The 18,934-nt window shown below is 51.9% G+C and carries 18 protein-coding genes and 1 riboswitch; of the genes, 5 read left to right on the plus strand and 13 right to left on the minus strand.

Features of this window, described 5'->3' with window-relative positions:
• The first annotated feature begins 28 nt into the window (after positions 1–28).
• Positions 29–424: a TetR/AcrR family transcriptional regulator gene (locus tag EDM55_RS20560; RefSeq protein WP_307723957.1), complete on the plus strand. Its 396-nt coding sequence runs from the start codon at positions 29–31 to the stop codon at positions 422–424.
• A gap of 56 nt (positions 425–480) precedes the next feature.
• Here the strand turns inward: EDM55_RS20560 and EDM55_RS20565 are convergent, their stop codons facing one another.
• Genes EDM55_RS20565 through EDM55_RS20600 form a run of 8 tightly spaced genes read right to left on the minus strand, consistent with a single transcriptional unit; the run spans position 481 to position 8,143 of the window.
• A complete protein-coding gene (locus EDM55_RS20565) occupies positions 481–1,230 on the minus strand; it encodes a creatininase family protein (protein WP_218033714.1) in 750 nt (249 codons plus the stop codon).
• Between the two features lie 19 nt (positions 1,231–1,249).
• A complete protein-coding gene (locus EDM55_RS20570) occupies positions 1,250–2,215 on the minus strand; it encodes an ABC transporter ATP-binding protein (RefSeq protein ID WP_092273102.1) in 966 nt (321 codons plus the stop codon).
• Positions 2,196–3,194 (minus strand): ABC transporter ATP-binding protein, encoded by a 999-nt coding sequence (locus EDM55_RS20575; protein WP_092273099.1) that lies wholly within the window; start codon positions 3,192–3,194, stop codon positions 2,196–2,198. The genes EDM55_RS20570 and EDM55_RS20575 overlap by 20 nt, the downstream gene beginning before the upstream one ends.
• A 16-nt stretch (positions 3,195–3,210) precedes the next feature.
• Complete coding sequence (gene nikC / locus EDM55_RS20580) at positions 3,211–4,113, minus strand: nickel transporter permease (RefSeq protein ID WP_092273096.1); 903 nt, start codon at positions 4,111–4,113, stop codon at positions 3,211–3,213.
• A gap of 15 nt (positions 4,114–4,128) precedes the next feature.
• Entirely contained in the window at positions 4,129–5,049 is a 921-nt protein-coding gene (nikB, locus tag EDM55_RS20585) for a nickel ABC transporter permease (RefSeq protein WP_092273093.1), read from the minus strand.
• A gap of 50 nt (positions 5,050–5,099) precedes the next feature.
• Positions 5,100–5,909: a carbon-nitrogen hydrolase family protein gene (locus tag EDM55_RS20590; protein ID WP_092273090.1), complete on the minus strand. Its 810-nt coding sequence runs from the start codon at positions 5,907–5,909 to the stop codon at positions 5,100–5,102.
• A gap of 17 nt (positions 5,910–5,926) precedes the next feature.
• A complete protein-coding gene (locus EDM55_RS20595) occupies positions 5,927–7,474 on the minus strand; it encodes a glutathione ABC transporter substrate-binding protein (protein ID WP_092273087.1) in 1,548 nt (515 codons plus the stop codon).
• Between the two features lie 33 nt (positions 7,475–7,507).
• Complete coding sequence (locus EDM55_RS20600; RefSeq protein ID WP_092273083.1) at positions 7,508–8,143, minus strand: RraA family protein; 636 nt, start codon at positions 8,141–8,143, stop codon at positions 7,508–7,510.
• A 188-nt stretch (positions 8,144–8,331) separates the two neighbouring features.
• On the opposite strand from EDM55_RS20600, the gene EDM55_RS20605 reads away from it, so the two are divergent.
• Positions 8,332–10,278 carry a sigma 54-interacting transcriptional regulator gene (locus tag EDM55_RS20605; protein ID WP_170184477.1) on the plus strand — a complete coding sequence of 649 codons (1,947 nt, stop codon included), beginning with the start codon at positions 8,332–8,334 and terminating at the stop codon, positions 10,276–10,278.
• A 485-nt stretch (positions 10,279–10,763) separates the two neighbouring features.
• Here the strand turns inward: EDM55_RS20605 and EDM55_RS20610 are convergent, their stop codons facing one another.
• The 5 genes from EDM55_RS20610 to EDM55_RS20630 all read right to left on the minus strand — a co-directional run bounded on the left by EDM55_RS20610 (position 10,764) and on the right by EDM55_RS20630 (position 15,097).
• Positions 10,764–11,618: an energy-coupling factor ABC transporter ATP-binding protein gene (locus tag EDM55_RS20610; protein WP_373863356.1), complete on the minus strand. Its 855-nt coding sequence runs from the start codon at positions 11,616–11,618 to the stop codon at positions 10,764–10,766.
• Positions 11,615–12,418, minus strand: a complete 804-nt coding sequence (gene cbiQ, locus EDM55_RS20615) for a cobalt ECF transporter T component CbiQ (RefSeq protein WP_122961260.1) — start codon at positions 12,416–12,418, stop codon at positions 11,615–11,617. Before cbiQ ends, EDM55_RS20610 begins: the two co-directional genes overlap by 4 nt.
• Positions 12,415–12,699: a cobalt ECF transporter S component CbiN gene (locus tag EDM55_RS20620; RefSeq protein WP_122961261.1), complete on the minus strand. Its 285-nt coding sequence runs from the start codon at positions 12,697–12,699 to the stop codon at positions 12,415–12,417. Before EDM55_RS20620 ends, cbiQ begins: the two co-directional genes overlap by 4 nt.
• Complete coding sequence (locus EDM55_RS20625; protein ID WP_122961270.1) at positions 12,696–13,457, minus strand: energy-coupling factor ABC transporter permease; 762 nt, start codon at positions 13,455–13,457, stop codon at positions 12,696–12,698. Before EDM55_RS20625 ends, EDM55_RS20620 begins: the two co-directional genes overlap by 4 nt.
• 142 nt (positions 13,458–13,599) lie before the next feature.
• Positions 13,600–13,797: riboswitch (cobalamin riboswitch) on the minus strand.
• 211 nt (positions 13,798–14,008) lie between these two features.
• Entirely contained in the window at positions 14,009–15,097 is a 1,089-nt protein-coding gene (locus EDM55_RS20630; RefSeq protein ID WP_092273063.1) for a quinone-dependent dihydroorotate dehydrogenase, read from the minus strand.
• A gap of 146 nt (positions 15,098–15,243) precedes the next feature.
• Between EDM55_RS20630 and EDM55_RS20635 the strand changes: the two genes are divergently transcribed.
• Genes EDM55_RS20635 through EDM55_RS20645 form a run of 3 tightly spaced genes read left to right on the plus strand, consistent with a single transcriptional unit; the run spans position 15,244 to position 18,885 of the window.
• A complete protein-coding gene (locus EDM55_RS20635; RefSeq protein ID WP_122961262.1) occupies positions 15,244–16,344 on the plus strand; it encodes a GerAB/ArcD/ProY family transporter in 1,101 nt (366 codons plus the stop codon).
• A complete protein-coding gene (locus EDM55_RS20640) occupies positions 16,334–17,716 on the plus strand; it encodes a spore germination protein (RefSeq protein WP_122961263.1) in 1,383 nt (460 codons plus the stop codon). The genes EDM55_RS20635 and EDM55_RS20640 overlap by 11 nt, the downstream gene beginning before the upstream one ends.
• On the plus strand, positions 17,713–18,885 hold the full coding sequence (locus EDM55_RS20645) for a Ger(x)C family spore germination protein (RefSeq protein WP_122961264.1): 1,173 nt from the start codon (positions 17,713–17,715) through the stop codon (positions 18,883–18,885). Before EDM55_RS20640 ends, EDM55_RS20645 begins: the two co-directional genes overlap by 4 nt.
• Positions 18,886–18,934: the final 49 nt, after the last annotated feature.

The raw sequence follows: 18,934 nt of genomic DNA on the forward strand, positions 1-18,934 counted from the left end.
GACGAAATGCGTGATGCGTACTCGGCAAATGCTCCGAGATGCGCTGGTGGAATTGATTCATGAGCAAGGCTATGAAAAGATTACCGTTCAGGACATTGCAAAAAGAGCGACGCAAAATCGCGCCACCTTTTACCTGCACTATCGCGACAAACTCGATCTGCTGGAGCAAAGCTCACAGGAAATCCTGCTGGATCTCGTGGAGAGTATGAACCTCTCCTATTCCAAGGAAGAGACGTTTGACATTCACAGCGAACAGCCGCACGACAATTTTGTCTACCTGTTTGAGCATATTTCGCAGAATGCCAAGCTGTACAAGGTCTTTCTGTCTGAAAAGGACATGCCGTACACGTCCAAATACATGGCTACGCAGCTCTTGCGGGTGGCTATTCTGGGGCCATATGCGGATAATCCGTTTATTAAATAGAGCAGCCGTCTCTCGGTTTCGTTCCCGAGAAACGGCTGCTCTCTGTTTTCCACTCATCATTTGTAAGAGACATTCCACGTTTCATGCAAGAAAAGAGAAATGCGATCGACTGACCTCTGAATCAGCGCCTCTCCCTTTTCACGACTCGCCAGACTGGGATAGCCAATCGTCCCTAATTCTGTCTTTGTACCGTACCGGGCGTATTTGATCACATCGGGGAACGAATCCTTCTGCTTCGGCACTTCATCTACCGCCTGCACCAGATCGACTAGCTCCGGATACAGGTAAAGCAGGACGGACGTTCCCGCTTCCCCGGCGTGGCCGTGCGCGACTTCTCCCGACTCTACGATCCCTTGATCCTGTGCCTTGATAAAACGCCAGCAGTCAATCTGCGCGCATCGCAGCTCAGGGCGTCCCCTCAGCGTTTGGGAGACGTGATTCACCATCGCCACATTCCCTGCATGCCCGTTGATAAACAGGAAGTTAGTAAAGCCCCATTTGACCAGGCTGTCTACCACATCTTTCAGATAGCCTTTGAAGCTATCTGGTGTAATCGTAATCGTCCCTGGAAAGTCATCGAGCGCAGAAGAATCTCCTACCTCCAAAGAGGGTCCGATGATTGCGTGCACGCGCTCAGCGACGAGCTCTGCAAGCTTCGTGGCGACAAGCATATCCGAGCCCATCGGCAAATGCGGGCCGTACACCTCACAAGCTCCTGTTGGGATGATGACCAAGTCTGTTTGCTTTTTACGCTCCAGAAACGTCGTCCAGCTCATTTCTTTCATTCGATTCGTTGCAACAGCCATGATAGATCTCCCCCTATTGCTATTCATACAAGTGACAGGCGACAAAGCGGCCGTCCCGATTTTGAAACACTGGCTTCACGGTTTTGCATCTATCCATGACTGCCGGGCAGCGCGGATGAAACGTGCACCCCGCAGGTGGATTGGCCGGGCTTGGCACATCTCCGCGAAGAACGATTCGCTCTTTCTTGGCTAACGGATTGGGAGTGGGCACAGCCGATAGCAATGCCTGCGTATAGGGATGCTGCGGGGAATCAAACAGCTCGCGTTTGTCTGCCAGCTCCACAATCCTCCCCAGATACATCACACCGATCCGGTTGCTGATGTGCTTCACGACGCTGAGATCGTGCGCGATGAACAAATAGGTCAAGTCAAACTGCTCCTGTAGATCCTGCATCAGATTGATGACCTGCGACTGGATGGATACGTCCAATGCAGAGACCGGTTCATCTGCCACAATCAGCTTGGGGTTGAGTGCCAGCGCACGGGCGATCCCGATCCTTTGGCGTTGGCCTCCGCTGAATTCGTGGCTGTACCGCTTCGCATGGTAGCTGCTAAGGCCTACGACATTCAACAGCTCGTCGATCCGGCGGTCCTTTTCCTTTCCCCTCGCCATCTGATGAATCTCCAACGGCTCGGCAATAATATCGCCTACGGTCAGCCGAGGATCGAGGGAGGCGTACGGGTCCTGAAAAACCATCTGCATATCCCTGCGCATTTTCCGCAGCTCAGAAGTATTCATCCCTACCAGGTTTTTCCCCTCGTATCTGACCTCGCCTTCTGTCGGCGCTAGAAGCTGCAGAAGCAATCTCCCCGTCGTTGATTTGCCGCAGCCGCTTTCTCCGACCAACCCGAGGGTCTCCCCTTTGTAAATAGAAAAATCGACACCGTCTACCGCCTTTACATGCCCGGCAGTACGGCTGAAAACGCCCTTTTTAATCGGGAAGTACTTTTTTAGATTCTTCACTTCAATGAACGGCTGGTTCATGCCCTGTCCTCCCCTCCGCTGATGCATGCAGAAAGCAACGGCTAAAATGGCCCAGCTCGATCTCTTGCAGAGGAGGAGACTGCTCCCGACAAATGGCCATCGCGTGCTCGCAACGGGGAGCAAAGCTGCACCCGATTCGCAGGCTTCCTTGGGCAGGGACACTTCCTTTGATGGAGTAAAGCCGCTTCTCCTCTGAGTCGAGCGTAGGCATGGACTTCATCAGACCTTGCGTGTACGGATGACGCGGATGGGTGAACAGCGTGACGACATCGCTCTCCTCCACCACTCTCCCGTCGTACATGACCACCACCCGGTCACACATCTCCGCGACGACACCCAGATCGTGTGTAATGAGCAGAATCGCGGTTCCCTTCGAGGCTTTCAGTTCACTCATCAAATCGAGGATTTGCGCCTGGATCGTTACATCCAAAGCCGTTGTAGGCTCATCTGCGATCAACAGCTTGGGATCGCATGCCATCGCCATGGCAATCATTACCCTCTGCCTCATCCCGCCTGACAAACGATGCGGGTATTCGTCGACGATTTGCTCCGCCCGCGGAATCCCTACAAGCTTGAGCATTTCCACAGCCCGCGCTCGTGCCTGTGCTTTGCTGTAGTTCCGGTGGATACGGACCGCTTCCCCGATCTGATCTCCTATCGTAAATACGGGGTTCAGAGAAGTCATCGGCTCTTGAAAAATCATGGCCATCTCGTTTCCCCGAATCTCTCTCATCTCTTCTTCCGACAAGCCCAGGATTTCTTTCCCGTCAAACGTAATCGAACCTTCCACTACCTTACCCGGCGTCAATCGCATCGCTGTTAAGGAGGTTACGCTTTTACCGGAGCCAGACTCGCCCACGATCCCTACCGTCTCTCCCGCGCGAATGCTGATGTCCACGCCATCGACTGCAGCCACTACCCCTTCATCCGTATAAAAGTACGTCTTCAGACCTTTGATCTCTAGCAGTTTGCGCTCCAATGCTGATCCCCCCTCCTCACAGCTTCATCTTCGGATCCAGCGCATCGCGCAGACCGTCTCCCAGCATATTGAAAGCGAGCACCATGAACATAATCGCCAATCCAGGTATCGTGCTCACGTGAGGTGCTGTTCGCAAATACTCTCGACCTGTGCTGAGCATGGCTCCCCATTCGGGTGTCGGCGGCTGTGCCCCCATTCCGAGAAAGCTGAGACCCGAGGCTGTAAGAATCGCGGTTGCAATCCGCATGGTAGACAAGACGATGATCGGTGCCACGCTATTTGGCAGCACGTGCTTAAAGATCACTCTCGCATGGCTCGCTCCCATGGATTTGGCCGCTTCGATGAACTCCTTGTTCTTTACCGAGATGACCGCACTGCGGGAAATCCGCGCGAAGGTCGGTACCGAGAATATCCCGATGGCGATCATGACATTCACCATGCCCGGTCCGAGTACGCTTACGATAGCCAGCGCCAGAAGAAAGCTGGGAAACGCCATGAAAATATCCATGATCCTCATGATGAACATATCTGTCCGTCCGCCAAAATAGCCGGAGACCGTTCCCAGCCCTACGCCAATGACGACGGAAATCAATACGCCGACAATCCCGATCATCAACGAGATTTGCGAGCCATAAATAATCCGCGACAAAATGTCACGACCGTATTCATCCGTCCCAAAAAGATGGTCGGCGGAAGGAGGCTGCAGGATCACGTCCATGTTTTGTTCGATCGGGTCGTAAGGGGCAATCGCTTGTGCAAAAACGGCAATCCCGACAAAGACCACGACCATCCAAAAACCGACGAGTGCTCGTTTGTTTTTTCGAAATCGGCGCAGCATGGAGGCCCATGGCGAACGCCGCTGATAGGACACTTCTGCTGCTTGGGTAGCTACCTGTACACTGACATCCGTATCGCTCATCGCTTTTGCCTCCTTCTAATCGTATCGAATCCGTGGATCTACCGCGCCATAGCATAAGTCGACTACGAGGTTCACGATGACGAAGATCGCAGCGACGAACAAAATGCTTCCTTGTATGGCTGGATAATCCCGAAACTGAATCGATTGGATGATGTAGCGGCCGATTCCGTTCATGGAAAATACCGTCTCTGTCAAAACAGCTCCACCCAACAGGTGTCCGAACTCCAGACCCACAATCGTGATGATGGGAATCAGCGCATTTTTCAAGGTGTGCTTGTAGATGATCAGCTTTTCCCTGACGCCTTTGGCACGTGCCGTTCGAATAAAGTCCTGATGAATGACCTCCAGAATACTGGAGCGAGTCAAACGCGCTAAAACGGCGGAGGAAGACAAGCCCAGCGCGATTGCCGGAAGGATGTAATGCTTGAGCTGCGTGCTGCCGCCCGAGGGCAACCATTGCAGGTAATAGGAAAACACCAGAATCAGCATGATTCCTGACCAGAATACCGGCATCGATATCCCGAACAAAGAAACCATCATCGTCGCATTATCCCGCATGCTGTTCGGCCTGATCGCAGACATGATTCCTGCGAAAAGGCCGACGAGGACCATGACGACGACAGAAAGCATCGTCAGCATGATCGTGCTGGGAAAACGAGTCAATAGTTCTTCTGCTACAGGTCGATCCGAGCGCAGCGATTTGCCCATATCCCCTTGGAGCAGCCCCATCACGTAGCTTCCGTACTGTTCATACAAAGGGCGGTCGAGCCCCAGGCGTTCCTTTACGATCTGGATCTCTTCCGCTGTCGCATCCACCCCTGCAATCAAATTGGCTGGATCACCAGGCACCGAATGAATGATGATAAAACAGAGGATCGATACACCGATCAAGGTTGGAATCATTTGCAGCAGACGTTTTGCGATATAGCCCAGCAACTCGACGCCTCCTTTTCTCTCGATTCGGTCTTCTTACAGCAAGCCGTGCGTCAGACGTACAATTCCGGCTGACGGTGCAAATGGGAAGGCAGCTTCGCACGTACCTCCTGCACCCTTTCCAGATCGACGCGACAAGGGATCAGCCCTTCCGTTTCCACTCCGCGAGCCAGCACTACGCCCATCGGATCAACGACGAGACTTTGCCCGATATAATGCTCGTTTACCTGATTGCACGCGACGACATACGCCGTATTTTCCAATGCCCGCACAGTGACCAGGCTCTCCCAATGCCTTTCCTTGACTGGTCCTTTCACCCAACCCGAAGGAACGATCAGGATATCTGCACCATGCAAGGCTTGATAGCGGGAAATTTCCGGAAAGCGCAGCTCGTAGCAGACCAAGAGGCCGAGTTTGCCAAAAGGCGTTTCCACTGGCTGAAACAAGGCGTCCCCCGGCTTGATTGAGGACGACTCCTTTGCTCCGAAGGCATCGTACAAATGCGTTTTCCGATACGTACTGACCACCTTCCCCGTCGAATCAGCCAGGACGACAGAGTTATACACCCTGTCATCCTCCGGGTCTTCTGATCGCTCTCTCATGCCAAAGACGATCCACACGCTGTACTTGTGCGCCAGCTCGCACATCGCGTTTACAAAAGGTCCGTCAATCGCCTCGGCGTCGTTTAGCTTCACCTCTCGCGGCGTACCCACGATGAAGTAGCTCATATACGCCTCGGGGAAGACCACCATATCTGCCCCGTATACCTCTTTCGCTTCTTTCAACGCCTTTTCTGCCTTCTCCAGATTGACCTGCTTGTCATCCGTCGAGCCCAGCTGGGCCATCACGATTTGAAAGGACATGAATGCTCACTCTCCTCTTATTTTTTCACCACTTTGCGCAAGTCCCAGATGTACGTAGGCTGAACCTCGACGCCCTCTACGTTTTTCCGTATGCCGACATACCCCACATCCTCGTGAAGGGAAATCCACGGCGCTTCTTCCTTGATCAGCTTGAGCGCTTCAGCGTACGATTTTTGGCGTTCCTCCGGCTTTGTCTGTGCCGAGCCTGCTTTGATCCATTCATCGACCTTTGGATTGGCGTAATGCGAGTAGTTGGTGGCACTCGTGGATAACAGACCGTCGCTCAGCACGGAATCCGCATCTCCAGTCGAAGCAGCCGCACCGCGGACAAACAGTTCATATGTCGATGGATCCTTCAGCGTTTCCAGATAGGACCCCAACTCGAGAATCTTCAGCTCTGCGTCAAAGCCTACTTTTTGCAAGCTGTTTTGAACGAACTCGGCAGCCGGACGGTCCTGAATCACGTTTGCAGCCAGAATTAATCGGAGCTTGGTTCCTTCCTTGACACCCGCTTCCTGCAGCAGCTGTTTGGCCTTCTCCACGTCATACGCATAGGCACCGACATCACTGTAGCCAAACGTTTGGGCAGCCACGGACGCTGTTGCCAGCTTCACTCGGCCTTCGTAGAGCTTGTTGACCAATGTCTCGCGGTCAATCGCGTAGTTCAGAGCCTGACGTACCTTTACCTGGTCAAAAGGAGCCACGGTCGTATTGATCCCGATGTACAGCACCCGGTTGGTCGGTCTGGAGATGACCTGTACCTCGTCATTGGACTTCAGTCGCTCGAATTCCGAAGCGGGTACTTTCTCAATCACGTCAGCTTCGCCGGTTTCCAGCATAATGACGCGTGCCGCATTTTCCGGAACCGGTTTAAAGGTGACGGATTTCACTCCTGGCTTTCCGCCCCAATACTGCTGGTTTGCTTCCAGCACCACCTGGTTTCCTGGCGTCCACTCCTTGAAAGTGAACGGACCGGTTCCTACCGGGTTTTTCGCGATTCCTTGTTCGTTTTCTTTGATCGATTTCGGACTGAGGATTCCGCTTGCTGTCACTGCCAAGTTATTTAAGAAAGGTCCTTGCGGGGTATTCAGCTGAAAGACGACCTCGTAATCACCATTGGTCGTGATTTTGTCGATGAATTGGCCGATCAGAACCCGCCGACTCAGCTTCTTGCTTTTATCCGCTAGTCGTTCGAAGTTCGTTTTTACCGCTTCGGCATTGAAAGGAGTCCCGTCCTGGAAAGTAACACCCTGTCTGAGCTTGAACGTCCAGGTTTTCCCGTCCTCTGACACCGTCCAGCTCTCCGCCAGGCGGGGCACGATCTCCATCTTGTCGTTGAAGGCCACTAACGTATCCAGAATTTGATAGTTAATCAGACTGGAAATCGTGTCGGTCGCATTATGCGGATCCAGACTCACCGGATCTCCCGTCAGCCCTACTACCAAATCCTTCGCTTCTACCTCCGCTCCGACTGAGGATGTTTCGCTCGTGCCGCAGGCGGATACCAATAGCGAGACAGCCAATACGAGAGGTGCAGCCCATTTTCCAAACCGCTTTTGTTTCATCTCCAGATCTCCCCCTTTTATCTTGAATGGCGCTTACGTCCGTGCTGTTCGTGAGGTAAAAAGATTGTCGTACCCTCGCTCTGTTCGCATCTGCACTTCCTTCTGCTGCTTTTCCAATGCCCGCTCGCCGTACTCTTTTGCCTTTTCGGGACCGACGACAAATACCCCATCGTCATCGGCTACGATCAAATCACCCGGATGAACGGCCACCCCGCAAATACTTACCGTCGTATTGACCTCTCCCTCAATTCCCAATGAACGGGTCGTGAGTGCACTTACCCCGAGCGAAAAGACCGGGAAGCCTAATTCCATAATCGGGCGGACATCTGTTACGCACCCTGCGATGATGGCTCCCGCCACTTTTTTGGTCATCGCGGCATACGTCATAAACTCCCCCCAGCATGCGCGCTTCTCGTCACCGGACATATCGATCACGAGGACATCTCCCGGCTCTACCAGATCCAGCGCATGCCGAATGGCTGTCGCATCCATATGCGGAATTCGCACCGTCACGGCATTGCCCACCAAATGGATAGGGCGAAACAGTGGAGTAAGTCCATTCAGAAATCCAAAATCGGTGAAATGTCCGATCGTCGATGGACTGACCGTTTCATAAAGATCGAGAACCTCTTTCGTTACCCCTTGTACTCTTGGTTTTACCGTAAACAAGATAAGCTCCCCCTTTCGTTTGCTAGAATCGAGGAATGCAACTAACATGCCAGCGGCCTAAATATTCAGAAAATATTATTTACTCTCTTATAAGTGCGACAGATCCGTTCCATATTTGATACAAACGTACTAAAATAGGTACAATTAGACATTTGCAAATGCCATATCTCCTACCAGGAGGGAACAGCATGACAACCAAGATCGCCATAGTGGGACAAGGAGACTTTATTAACCTCGCCAAGCGTGTCACTGCGAAGCTCGCCCACAAATTGAATGTTCATTTGCAGTTGTTGGAAATCAATCAGGCCGATACCCCAGGCTTAGTGCCTTCCATCCTGTCTTTGATCGAAAAGATCGACACTGACATCATCATCACCGGCCGCTTTATCGAAGCCCTGCTCGTAGGCAAAACCAGCATCCCGATCATTCACTTGCATTTGACGCCCTCCGACATCCTGGCTGCCGTCAACCAAGCCATTCCTTATTCGCACCGGATCGCGATCGCGATGGCAGAGCTTGCGGATTTACGCTATGACTTCTCTACCCTGCAGGATCTTTTGAATATCAAGCTGGAATATATCAACTACAACACCCCGCCAGAGCTGCAGCTCAAAATAAGGGAATTTTCCGAAAAAGAAGGCTCCGTGATTGGTACAGGACTAGCGGTCCGGTACGCCAAGCAATACGGCATGCACGGAACGCTGATCTACACCGAGAACAGCATAGTCGAGTCCATCGAGCGCGCTTTGGAAATCATCCATTTCAAACGGGAAGAGGAAAAACGCAATCAAGCCTTCCTGGCCATCATCAATTCCGTACGTGACGGGATCATCGCAACGGATAGTCGCGACGAGATCACGATCGTCAATGACTCCGCCCGCCAGCTCCTCCAGCTCCCTGCTGAAAATCTAGTAGGCAAGGATTTAACCGACGCTGTCTCTCCCCTTTCCCTGCAGGAGCTTGCCTCTGAGGAAGAATTTCAGGACAAGATCATCAAATTCAAGCAAACCCGGCTGAATACGACGAAAAGTGGTATCTATCAAAAGGAAGTCAAAATCGGCAACGTCCTCACCTTTCAAGACATGACACACATCCAAAATATCGAGCAAAAGTACCGGCTCGAGAATGAAGCCAAGGGCCAGGTAGCCAGAGCGCATTTTGCCGATATCATCAGTGCCACACCTATCATGAGACAAACCCTGGAGCGCGCAAAAAGGTTCTCGTTGAGCGACTCTACGATCCTGATCATCGGAGAAACCGGAACAGGAAAGGAGCTGCTTACCCAGAGCATTCACAACCACAGCGACCGAAAACCACAGCCCTTCGTCGCCATCAATTGTGCGGCCCTGCCAGAAACCCTCTTGGAAAGTCAGCTGTTTGGCTACGAGGATGGAGCATTTACGGGCGCTTCTAAAAACGGGAAAAAGGGACTTTTTGAGATCGCGCATAATGGGACCGTATTCCTCGATGAAATCAACTCGATTTCCTTGCATTTTCAAGCCCGGCTGCTGCGCGTTCTGCAGGAAAAGGAAGTGGTCCGTGTCGGTGGGTACAAGGTCATCCCGATTAACATCCGGGTCGTCGCTGCTACCAATGAGGACCTGCTCCCTCTCGTAAAAGCTGGGAAATTTCGGGCGGATCTCTACTATCGGCTAAACGTTTTGAAGCTCCGAATTCCCCCGCTGCGCGATCGGTTGGAGGATATCCCGCTTTTGACCAAGCAGTTTTTGCGCTATCAAAACATGGAGCTCTATCATCACATCGAGCCCTGCATCGAGAAGTTGTGTGCAGAGCTGCAGAAGTATACCTATCCGGGGAACATTCGCGAGCTTTACAATATTTTGGAGCGCTTCTCTATCCTGTGCGAGCCACAGAAGGTACAGGATTATGAGACCTGTCGAGAGATCATCTGGGAGTGCATGGAGGACCGCTCTACAGATCTTGGGGGGAGCGACCAGAAGCTGGAGTTTGACCTGCATGAAAGCTATCGGGAGAGCTTGATCGCGGCAGAACGCGTCATCATGACCCAGTACATCGATAAATATTATGGGGATAAGACTATGCTCGCTTCCAAGCTGGGGATGGGGCGAACTACTTTTTATCGGAAGCTGAAGGAGCTGGGGATCTCGTATTAATCTCCAGAACGGATACTCTGTTTTATGAAGCTGTGGTGGAGTGGCGGAAAAGGGAGAAAACGCTCCGTTAGTAGGGACACTTGCATGGGGGTCATCCCTGTTCGGCTCCATTCCAAAAACGGAACTCGCGTCCAAAGTGGTCGTTTCAGAGAGGCATGTTCAGAAGTGGACGCTAAAAGCAGGTTCCGTTTTTTCCATTCCGCCTGGGCTGTGTCCCTAATGCCCTCGCTGTTTTCTCCCTTTTCCTGAGCTAGCCTTTACTATTTCTACGTGCTTTCCTATTTTCATTACTAGAAAAAATGGAGAACCGCTTTCATCGTTAGAAGCCTTTATAGTTTTTGATTCTCGGTATTACAGTACCATAACCCACACCACAGTCGGCCGATATGATCTCACCGTCATGTGGTTGAACTTTCTGGAAGCAGCATATCTTTTTGGTTCACTGCTTTGAAACGGTCGCGGACAATCAAAAAGCAGGAGGCCCTCTATACCGAGGCGACCTCCTGCTTGGCTTCCAGTCTTCTTTTCAATTCCTCTACGGATTGCGGGATTCCCGCTCCCAGCTCGTTTTTCAAGTACGCGGGCAATAGCTCCCATACTTCGGCGACCAAGGGAATTCCGAGATGCAGGCTTTCCAGCAGCTCTTTTTGGGACAAGACCTCCTGCGGCTCTCCCGCAAAAACGAGCCTGCCCCCATCCATCACACAAATCCATTCCGCCCATTCAAAAGCGATATCCATATCGTGCGTAGCCATCAACACCGTCGTACCGCTTCTGTGGATCTGATCCAGCTCGCGCATGAGGTTTTTCGTTTGATAGCGGTCGAGATAGGCTGTCGGTTCATCGAGCAGCAGCAGCTCCGGCTCCAGGACCATCACTCCCGCCAAAGCGAGTCGGCGTTTTTGCCCCAGACTCAAGTGATGAATGGGAACATCGGCAAGCTCGGTCAATCTGAATGACTCGAGCGCCCCCGCGACCTTTTCCCGAATCACCTCAAGGGGCAGCTTCCGATTAAACAAGCCGTAGGAAATGTCCTCTGTGACGGTGCTCGCAATCAGCTGATGCTCTGGGTCTTGAAAAACCAGCCCTACCTTTTGCGTCATTTCCTGCAAAAAGGACCGTTTGTACACAAACGGAGTGCCCTTCCAGAATAGTTGCCCTTGCTGGGGCTGAAGAATGCCGTTTGCGTGCAGAAACAACGTGGATTTCCCACAGCCGTTTCGTCCGAGCAGCGCACATTTTTTCCCGGCCGGAATCCCAAAGCTCACCCCGTTCAGCACCGGCTTCTGGCCACCTGGATAGGTGTATTGCAGATTGGAAAACTCCAATAACCGTTTCAAAACCGCCAACCTCCCGTCAGACACTCTAGCAGCACCAATGCGATGCACCCGAGAATAGACTCCCATTCGTAGCGCGGCGAGCGTGTGTGTATGCGCAGGCTTTGTACGTGGAAGCTGTCAGAATAGCCTCTCGCTACCATTCCCATGGACAGAGACTGGTATTTTCTCATCGCCCTCACAAAAAGCTGAGTAGCCACCATCCCGACATCACGCACCAGCGCGCGAAATCCTCTGTGCCCACCACGGGACCGCTGCGCTACCCACAGCTGAAAGGAAGCGTCCAGCAGGGCAAAAATAAACCGATACATGATCATCAGCAGATCCGTAACCAGCTCCGGCATACCGATTCGGCGGAAGACCTGCAAAATTTCCGCGAAAGGAACCGTGAAAAGCAAAAACGAAAAACAGGCGAGACTGCCCAAAACCCGATAGAACAGCTCCAAAGCCCGACTGACAGACGCTTGCCCCACATAGATTACATAGGAGCCAACCTCCCACGATAGCACGGCATCTGCCGGTGGAGCCCCTGTCCTGTTTTGCGTCAGATCGAACAGGATGGCAGGCAGACCCGCGATAAAAAAAGAGAGCGGAAGGATCAGAAACAGGAGATGGGCCTTCACGGGGATGCGGGCATAACCGATGACCCACACGCCCATCCACAGAAAGACCAGTAGCTGAACCAGTGCATGTCCCGTCAATACTAGGAGAAGCAGCACGCCCCCGAACAGGAGCTTATGCTCAGGCGATAGATCCCTCAGCCTGTTTTGGTAGGACAAGGTATCAAGCTGCTGCCAGTTCATTTCTTTCCATTTTCTGTGCGCCCTTTAAAGACACCGACTGCATAGCCAACGACCCCCGCCCCCAATGCAGCTTGTACCGCGAACAAAAGGCTCTCCGTTTCTCCTCCAGGCGGTTCAATAAACGGCTGGAACCACGGCTCATAGTTTGGAGCGATTTCCTTGATCGCCTCTTCGGCTGCTCCGTCCGCTCCCCCAAACTCGGAATCTTTAATGAACAGAAGCGGCAGCACCGCCAATACCACTACTCCGAGGAGCAGCACCCAGTTCATCCCTTTTTTCACAGTGATTCCTCCCCTTTCAATAAGCGTAATTGCACGAGCTCTTTTGCGTTGTACGCTTGCAGCCAGTTCCATACAAGCACGGTAAGCAAGCCTTCACTAATCGCAAGCGGCACCTGAGTCACAGCAAAAATGCCTGCGAACTTGGCAAACGAAGCGAGTACACCGCCCGATTCAGCAGGAAACGCCAGTGCAAGCTGAATCGAAGTCACTACATAGGTAGACAAATCAGCCAAAGCCGCCGCTGCAAATACGGCAAGACGCTGCTTGCCGCTTCGTGCAATCAGCCGATAGATTCCGTAGGCCACCATCGGTCCCACAACCGCCATCGAGACTGCATTTGCTCCTAGTGTCGTTAAGCCACCATGAGCCAGCAGCAAAGCTTGGAACAGCAAAACCATACTGCCCAGCACAGTCATTGCCAAAGGTCCGAACAAGATCGCGCCAAGCCCTGTTCCTGTCGGATGAGAGCTGCTTCCCGTCACCGACGGGATTTTCAGTGCGGACAGCACAAACGCAAACGCTCCGGATACCCCCAGCAAAAGCTTCATCTGTGGATGCTCTTTTACGATTCGATTGATCGAACGCAAACCGAAAATGAAAAACGGCAGGAATACGCCCCACCAGAATAAGGCCCAAGACAGTGGCAAATACCCCTCCATAATGTGCATCGCGTGTCCGGTCTGCGGTTCATTGAACATGAAGTAAAGAATAAATCCAGCAATCAGCAAGCAGCTTGAAACCAACCTGGAACGTTTCATGATGACACTTCCCTCCTTTTTCCAATCCTTTTTTGGCAAAAAAAAACTCATCCCCAAAGTGGACGAGATCCGCGTACACAAAACAATAGACTGACCTGGCAGTCCTATTGCCTCGTATTCACCTCTCCTTTCCGCGAAGGTTTCTGGGTGTGGCTGTAAGGTAGGTCTCCTGGCTTCCAGATCCTTGCTCTCTTCGTCCTTCCCCATCATTCTATGAGTGGATTCTAATCGAAGAGAACTCCTTGGTTACAGTGGCGGGACCGCTCGGGACTTTCACCCGATTCCCTGTTACCCCGTATGTGTGTTTGCACATACAGGCACCTCATGCCGACAATATGAAATTCCTGGACATGACCAAGATGTCCACCAACATTATACTGCAAGTGACTGAAAAAGAGAACTATTGGCAATGGATTCGATCACCTGGCTAAAGCCCTCGCACCCACAGAGTCGACTCCTGCCATATTGTACGACTACTGGTTAGGTATCTGAACAAAAAAATCGGCGCCCCCTATGAGAGGACCACCGATTGCCTTGTAAAAGAAAGACTTTTATTTAGCATCTACCCCGACCACTTCACTGATATGCGTAAATCCATCTCGCGCCATCAGCTTCAGCAGCTGCTTATTGATTTGCTTGGCGATGCCAGGCCCTTGATAAATCATCCCGGTATACACCTGCACGAGGCTTGCGCCGGCGCGAATCTTGTTGTAGGCATCTTCCCCGTTGTAAATGCCGCCAACGCCAATGATCGGTACTTTGTCTCCGATTTCCTGATAGATCTGCTTCACCCAGGCCGTAGAACGCTCGGTCAACGGTCTTCCACTCAAGCCGCCTGCTTCCTCCGCGTTCGGATGGTTGATAACCGCTTCACGAGACAGCGTCGTATTCGTCGCGATGATGCCGGAAATCCCCTCTTCGACCGCGGCATGTACGACGTCGTGCATTTGCTCATCCGACATATCGGGCGCCACTTTCAACAGCACCGGCTTTTTCTTTACGCCTCTCGCTTCCAGCTCCGCCGCCTTTTCCCGAACGGCACGCACGAGCACACGCAAGCTTTCCGTTTCCTGCAGGTCGCGCAGATTCGGTGTATTCGGCGAGCTGATGTTGATGACGAAGTAATGGCCGTACGCGTACAGCATGTCCATGCATTTGCTGTAGTCACTCGCAGCTTCTTCATTCGGTGTGACCTTATTCTTTCCTATGTTAATGCCGATCGGAACATCTGAGTAAGCGAAGTCGACCAAATGCTGAGAGGCATGGTAGGCACCATGATTGTTAAAGCCCATTCGGTTGATGACAGCCTGATGCTCCGGCAGACGGAACAGCCTCGGTCTTGGATTGCCCGGCTGTCCCTGCGGGGTAATGGTTCCTACCTCCACAAAGCCGAAGCCAAGTGCTCCGAGAGCGTGATAGACTTCTGCATTTTTGTCAAAGCCTGCTGCCAGACCAACAGGGTTGGGAAATTTCAGTCCCCACAGATTGGTTTCCAGTCGTTTGTCTCGCAGCTGATAGATCATTCTCAAGAGCGCTTTACCTGGAGCGGATTCCTCTGCCAGCTTCAGGGCGTGAATCGTCTTTTCATGAATTTCTTCAGGGTCCTGCTGAAACAGATACTGGCGTATAAGCTGATACATCGTTGTAGCACTCCTCGCTCCGTTTTTTCCTCATAGTAGAATACCACATTTTCATAGGGGGGGTAACCTTTATCCGTGATACATATTTCCAAGTGGGCAGGCAAATCCTAGCAGTACCCCCATTATGGAGGTGTAGAAGAAACGATATGAGAGTCGATGGGAAAATCGGAATCAAACAGGCGATCATGACGATGATGCTGACGATTGGAATCACCAACCACGTCACTGTCATTCCGCTTATGCTCAGCGCTGCCAAACGTGATTCGTGGCTGAGTGTCCTGCTCGCCTCCATTCCCTTTGCTGCGTGGGCATGCATCCTCGCCTTCATAAACACACGTCTTCACCAGCACTCCTTGCATCATTGGCTTAGACGTACGAGTGGAAAGCTCGTCAGCTACCTCATTCTCATTCCCCTATTGATTTGTCTTTACGGGATGGCACTCGTACATCTTATCGATACGCAAACGTGGACAACGGTAAATTATTTGCCACGGACTCCAGAGTGGTTTACCGCTCTCGTCTTAATGGGCATCTGTATCCTCGCTGCCTTTGGAGGAATCGCGCCGCTAGGCATTACTGCATCCATCCTGCTGCCTTTCGTGGCAATGCTGGGCTTTTTCGTTGCTTTCGGCAACGTGGCAAAAAAAGATTACACTTTGCTGCTGCCTGTCTTTCAAGACGGCTTTATCCCGATTCTGCATGGGATGCTCTATGCGGGTGGAGGATTCTCTGAGCTAATCCTTCTTCTTTTGCTGCAGCACCACGTGAGGAAGCCGCTGCGACTCGGCCATTACGTCACGATGATCGCCATCGTCATTATCCTTACGCTGAGCCCACTTACCGGAGCCATCGCTGAGTTTGGTCCAATCGAATCATCACGGCAGCGCTTCCCTGCCTTTGAACAATGGCGTCTGCTCTCGATTGGCAAAGACATCGAGAACATGGAATTTTTTGCGATTTTTCAGTGGCTGTCGGGCTCCTTCGTCCGCATTTCACTCTGCCTGATGCTGCTGACAGAGATTTTGGAGGTACATACACCTAAAGCTCGAGCCATCGTGCTGGTCCTATTAGGAATCAGCATGATTATCTTTACCAGCCTCCCCTTTAGCGACATGCAATTCGTTACTTTTTTAACCAAAGTGTACTACCCTCTCTTCTTTCTCATCACTGTACTTATTACACTCGTAATCGCTGGCATTGCCTTGTGGAATCGCAAAAGAGAGGGGAATGCTGACCATGACGCGTGAGGAACACCTGGAGAGACTGTTTTCTCACTGTGGCGATGTCATAATTACTCGCTTCATAACCGCAGAAAATCAACCCATGCTCCTCGTGTACTGCCAGGGACTTGTCGATCTTCATCACATGCAGGAGGTTGTCATTCCGCAGCTCGACAGCCGCTTGTCGGAAGGTGATCTGCGCGCGCTCCCCATTTCTTTTCTCAGCAGTGATGTGGATATATGGGTAGATCGTTTATTTGCCGGGGTTCTGCTGCTTTTTCTAGGTGAATTGCCTCCTTTTGCCTGGGATATCTCCAGCCGTCCCCAACGCTCGACCGAAGACGCAAATACAGAGGTGTCTATCAAAGGACCACGCGATGGCTTTATCGAGGACCTCTCCTCGAACATCGCACTCATCCGAAAACGACTGCGGACACTCTCTCTTGCCTGTGAGTTTTTGACGCTCGGCACTCGTTCCCGATCGGAAGTGGCACTCCTCTACATGAAGGACGGAACTCCACCGGACATCGTAGAGACAATCCGCGACCGCCTGATTAGCTCCAGTTCGAAAAAAGTCATTAACAGTGCCATTTTGGAACAAAAGCTCAGCGATCAGGCCTACTCCCTCTTTCCTCTTGTCGACTACTCCGGCCGCCCTGATTTTGTGGTCTTCATGTTGATGGAGGGGAAAGCCGTGGTCTTGGTCGATGGGTCACCCGTTGCCATCATTGCCCCTGTTACTTTGCTTGAACTCATCAAGTCGCCTGAGGATGATCAATATCCGGTCGGGTATGTATGGCTAGAACGCATCCTGCGTCTCGGCGGCATTTGGATCTCTGTTTTTCTGCCCGGCTTTTGGATTGCCTTGTCCGCTTACAACATCGAGGAGTTTCCTTTTCAGCTGCTGGCGACGATTACCCAAGGGCGAAAAGGTCTGCCTTTTTCAGCGCCGATGGAATTGCTGAGCGTACTGTTCATCTTTGAGTTTTTACGGGAAGCCGGAGCCAGACTACCGAAGACTGTCGGACAGACTTTGGCTCTCATTGGGGCCTTGATTATCGGGGATGCGTCGATCCGAGCCGGCTTTACGTCGCCCTCGATGCTCTTCATCGGGTCGCTTACGGTCGTCGCCTCCTTTACATTGATCAACCAATCGTTGAGCGGCGCTGTGTCCGTAGCCCGTTTTTTTGTCTTTTTGCTATCCGCAGTCGTTGGCACTTACGGGTTTGTCGTCAGCATTCTCATGATCATTTACTATCTATCGACGCTGACCTCTATCGGCAGGCCCTATCTGCTATTGAAGTCTTCCAACTTTCTGTCTACCCTGTTTCTCGTTTTGTTCCGACCGCTCATCAGCATCTTTCAGCGAAGCTCCAAAAAAGGAAGGGATGTCAATTGAGGAGCAAATGGATCACCAGCGTCCTTCTCACCTGCTTGCTCACCCTACTTAGCGGCTGCTGGGATCAGAAGTCCATTCAAGATATGATTTACCTGTCAGCCTTTGGGATCGATTTCGTCGACAACGAATACGTCATCTACGCCCAATCATCCGATCTGGCCAGTGTCGCCAAGCAAGAGGGGGCAGCGACGGGAGTCTCTCCTCCTGCCGTAGTCTCGATCGGCCGAGGGGAAACGCTGCAAAACGCACTGGACAACCTGCAAAAGAACTCCCAGGTGCCGATGTTTGCGGGCTTCATTTCCTCTATTATCTATCACGAGCGGCTGTTGAAAAGAAACATCCTGCCTTCCTATGATTTTTTGAATCGATACGGTCTGGTGCGCTATACGAAATGGGTATTCGGGACGCGGGAGCCTCTCCAGGATGTCCTCAGCAACCATGCCTTGACAGGCTTTTCTCCTTTGATTTCCCTGCTGCACCAGCCCGAGGAGGTCTATAAGCAACGCTCTTTTATAGAGCCCATCCAATACTTCAAATTTATCGAGCGCTTCTGGAACCCTAGCAGTACGATCGCCTTGCCGAACATTACGATATACGAGCGATCCTGGAAGGAAAATAACAAGTTTGTTTCCCGGCTCTCGGTAGACGGGATCCATACCATTCATCGCGGGAAATGGGAGGGCTTCTTCCCCAATACGGATTTGCTCGGTCTGCGCTGGATGAATCCGCACACAGAATTTGCCGGGGTCATTATCCGTGAAAACGGGAAGCCTCAAGCAACGCTGCGGATTAAAAATGTGCGCCTCGATGTTCACCCCGTTCGAAAAGGCGTCAAGCCTACCTTTCATATCCATATCTACATGAAAGCTTTTGTACGGGAAGTAATGGGGGAAATCTCCAACGAAAAGATCAAGCGAATTGCGGAAAAAGAAGTGATCGAACAAGTCCGGGGGACCTTTTTGAAGGGAGTCGAACGCGGGGTAGACTTATTCGGATTTGAAGAAACCCTGTACAAAAGAGATGTGGAAGCGTGGAAGCAGTTTGCCAAAAATCACGAAAACAAAATATCAGCAGAAGCCCTCGACGGGGTAACGGTTCACTTGTACCTGAGTGACTCAGGCAAGATGAAGCAAAATTGGTTTTACCCGGATGATCTTCTGCCCAAATGACCAGTCACGTAAAAACAGCCCGCCCTCGTTCTGATATGCTCCCCTTTAA

Origin of the sequence: Brevibacillus centrosporus (assembly GCF_003710815.1) — a bacterium.
Classification (GTDB): Bacteria; Bacillota; Bacilli; order Brevibacillales; family Brevibacillaceae; genus Brevibacillus; species Brevibacillus centrosporus.

Excerpts from the sequence above, each read along its gene's own strand:
- EDM55_RS20560 (WP_307723957.1), top strand. The coding sequence starts at position 29 with ATGCTCCGAGATGCGCTGGTGGAATTGATTCATGAGCAAGGCTATGAA.
- EDM55_RS20565 (WP_218033714.1), bottom strand. The coding sequence starts at position 1,230 with ATGGCTGTTGCAACGAATCGAATGAAAGAAATGAGCTGGACGACGTTT.
- EDM55_RS20570 (WP_092273102.1), bottom strand. The coding sequence starts at position 2,215 with ATGAACCAGCCGTTCATTGAAGTGAAGAATCTAAAAAAGTACTTCCCG.
- nikC (WP_092273096.1), bottom strand. The coding sequence starts at position 4,113 with ATGAGCGATACGGATGTCAGTGTACAGGTAGCTACCCAAGCAGCAGAA.
- EDM55_RS20590 (WP_092273090.1), bottom strand. The coding sequence starts at position 5,909 with ATGTCCTTTCAAATCGTGATGGCCCAGCTGGGCTCGACGGATGACAAG.
- EDM55_RS20595 (WP_092273087.1), bottom strand. The coding sequence starts at position 7,474 with ATGAAACAAAAGCGGTTTGGAAAATGGGCTGCACCTCTCGTATTGGCT.
- EDM55_RS20605 (WP_170184477.1), top strand. The coding sequence starts at position 8,332 with ATGACAACCAAGATCGCCATAGTGGGACAAGGAGACTTTATTAACCTC.
- cbiQ (WP_122961260.1), bottom strand. The coding sequence starts at position 12,418 with ATGAACTGGCAGCAGCTTGATACCTTGTCCTACCAAAACAGGCTGAGG.
- EDM55_RS20625 (WP_122961270.1), bottom strand. The coding sequence starts at position 13,457 with ATGAAACGTTCCAGGTTGGTTTCAAGCTGCTTGCTGATTGCTGGATTT.
- EDM55_RS20630 (WP_092273063.1), bottom strand. The coding sequence starts at position 15,097 with ATGTATCAGCTTATACGCCAGTATCTGTTTCAGCAGGACCCTGAAGAA.
- EDM55_RS20635 (WP_122961262.1), top strand. The coding sequence starts at position 15,244 with ATGAGAGTCGATGGGAAAATCGGAATCAAACAGGCGATCATGACGATG.
- EDM55_RS20640 (WP_122961263.1), top strand. The coding sequence starts at position 16,334 with ATGACGCGTGAGGAACACCTGGAGAGACTGTTTTCTCACTGTGGCGAT.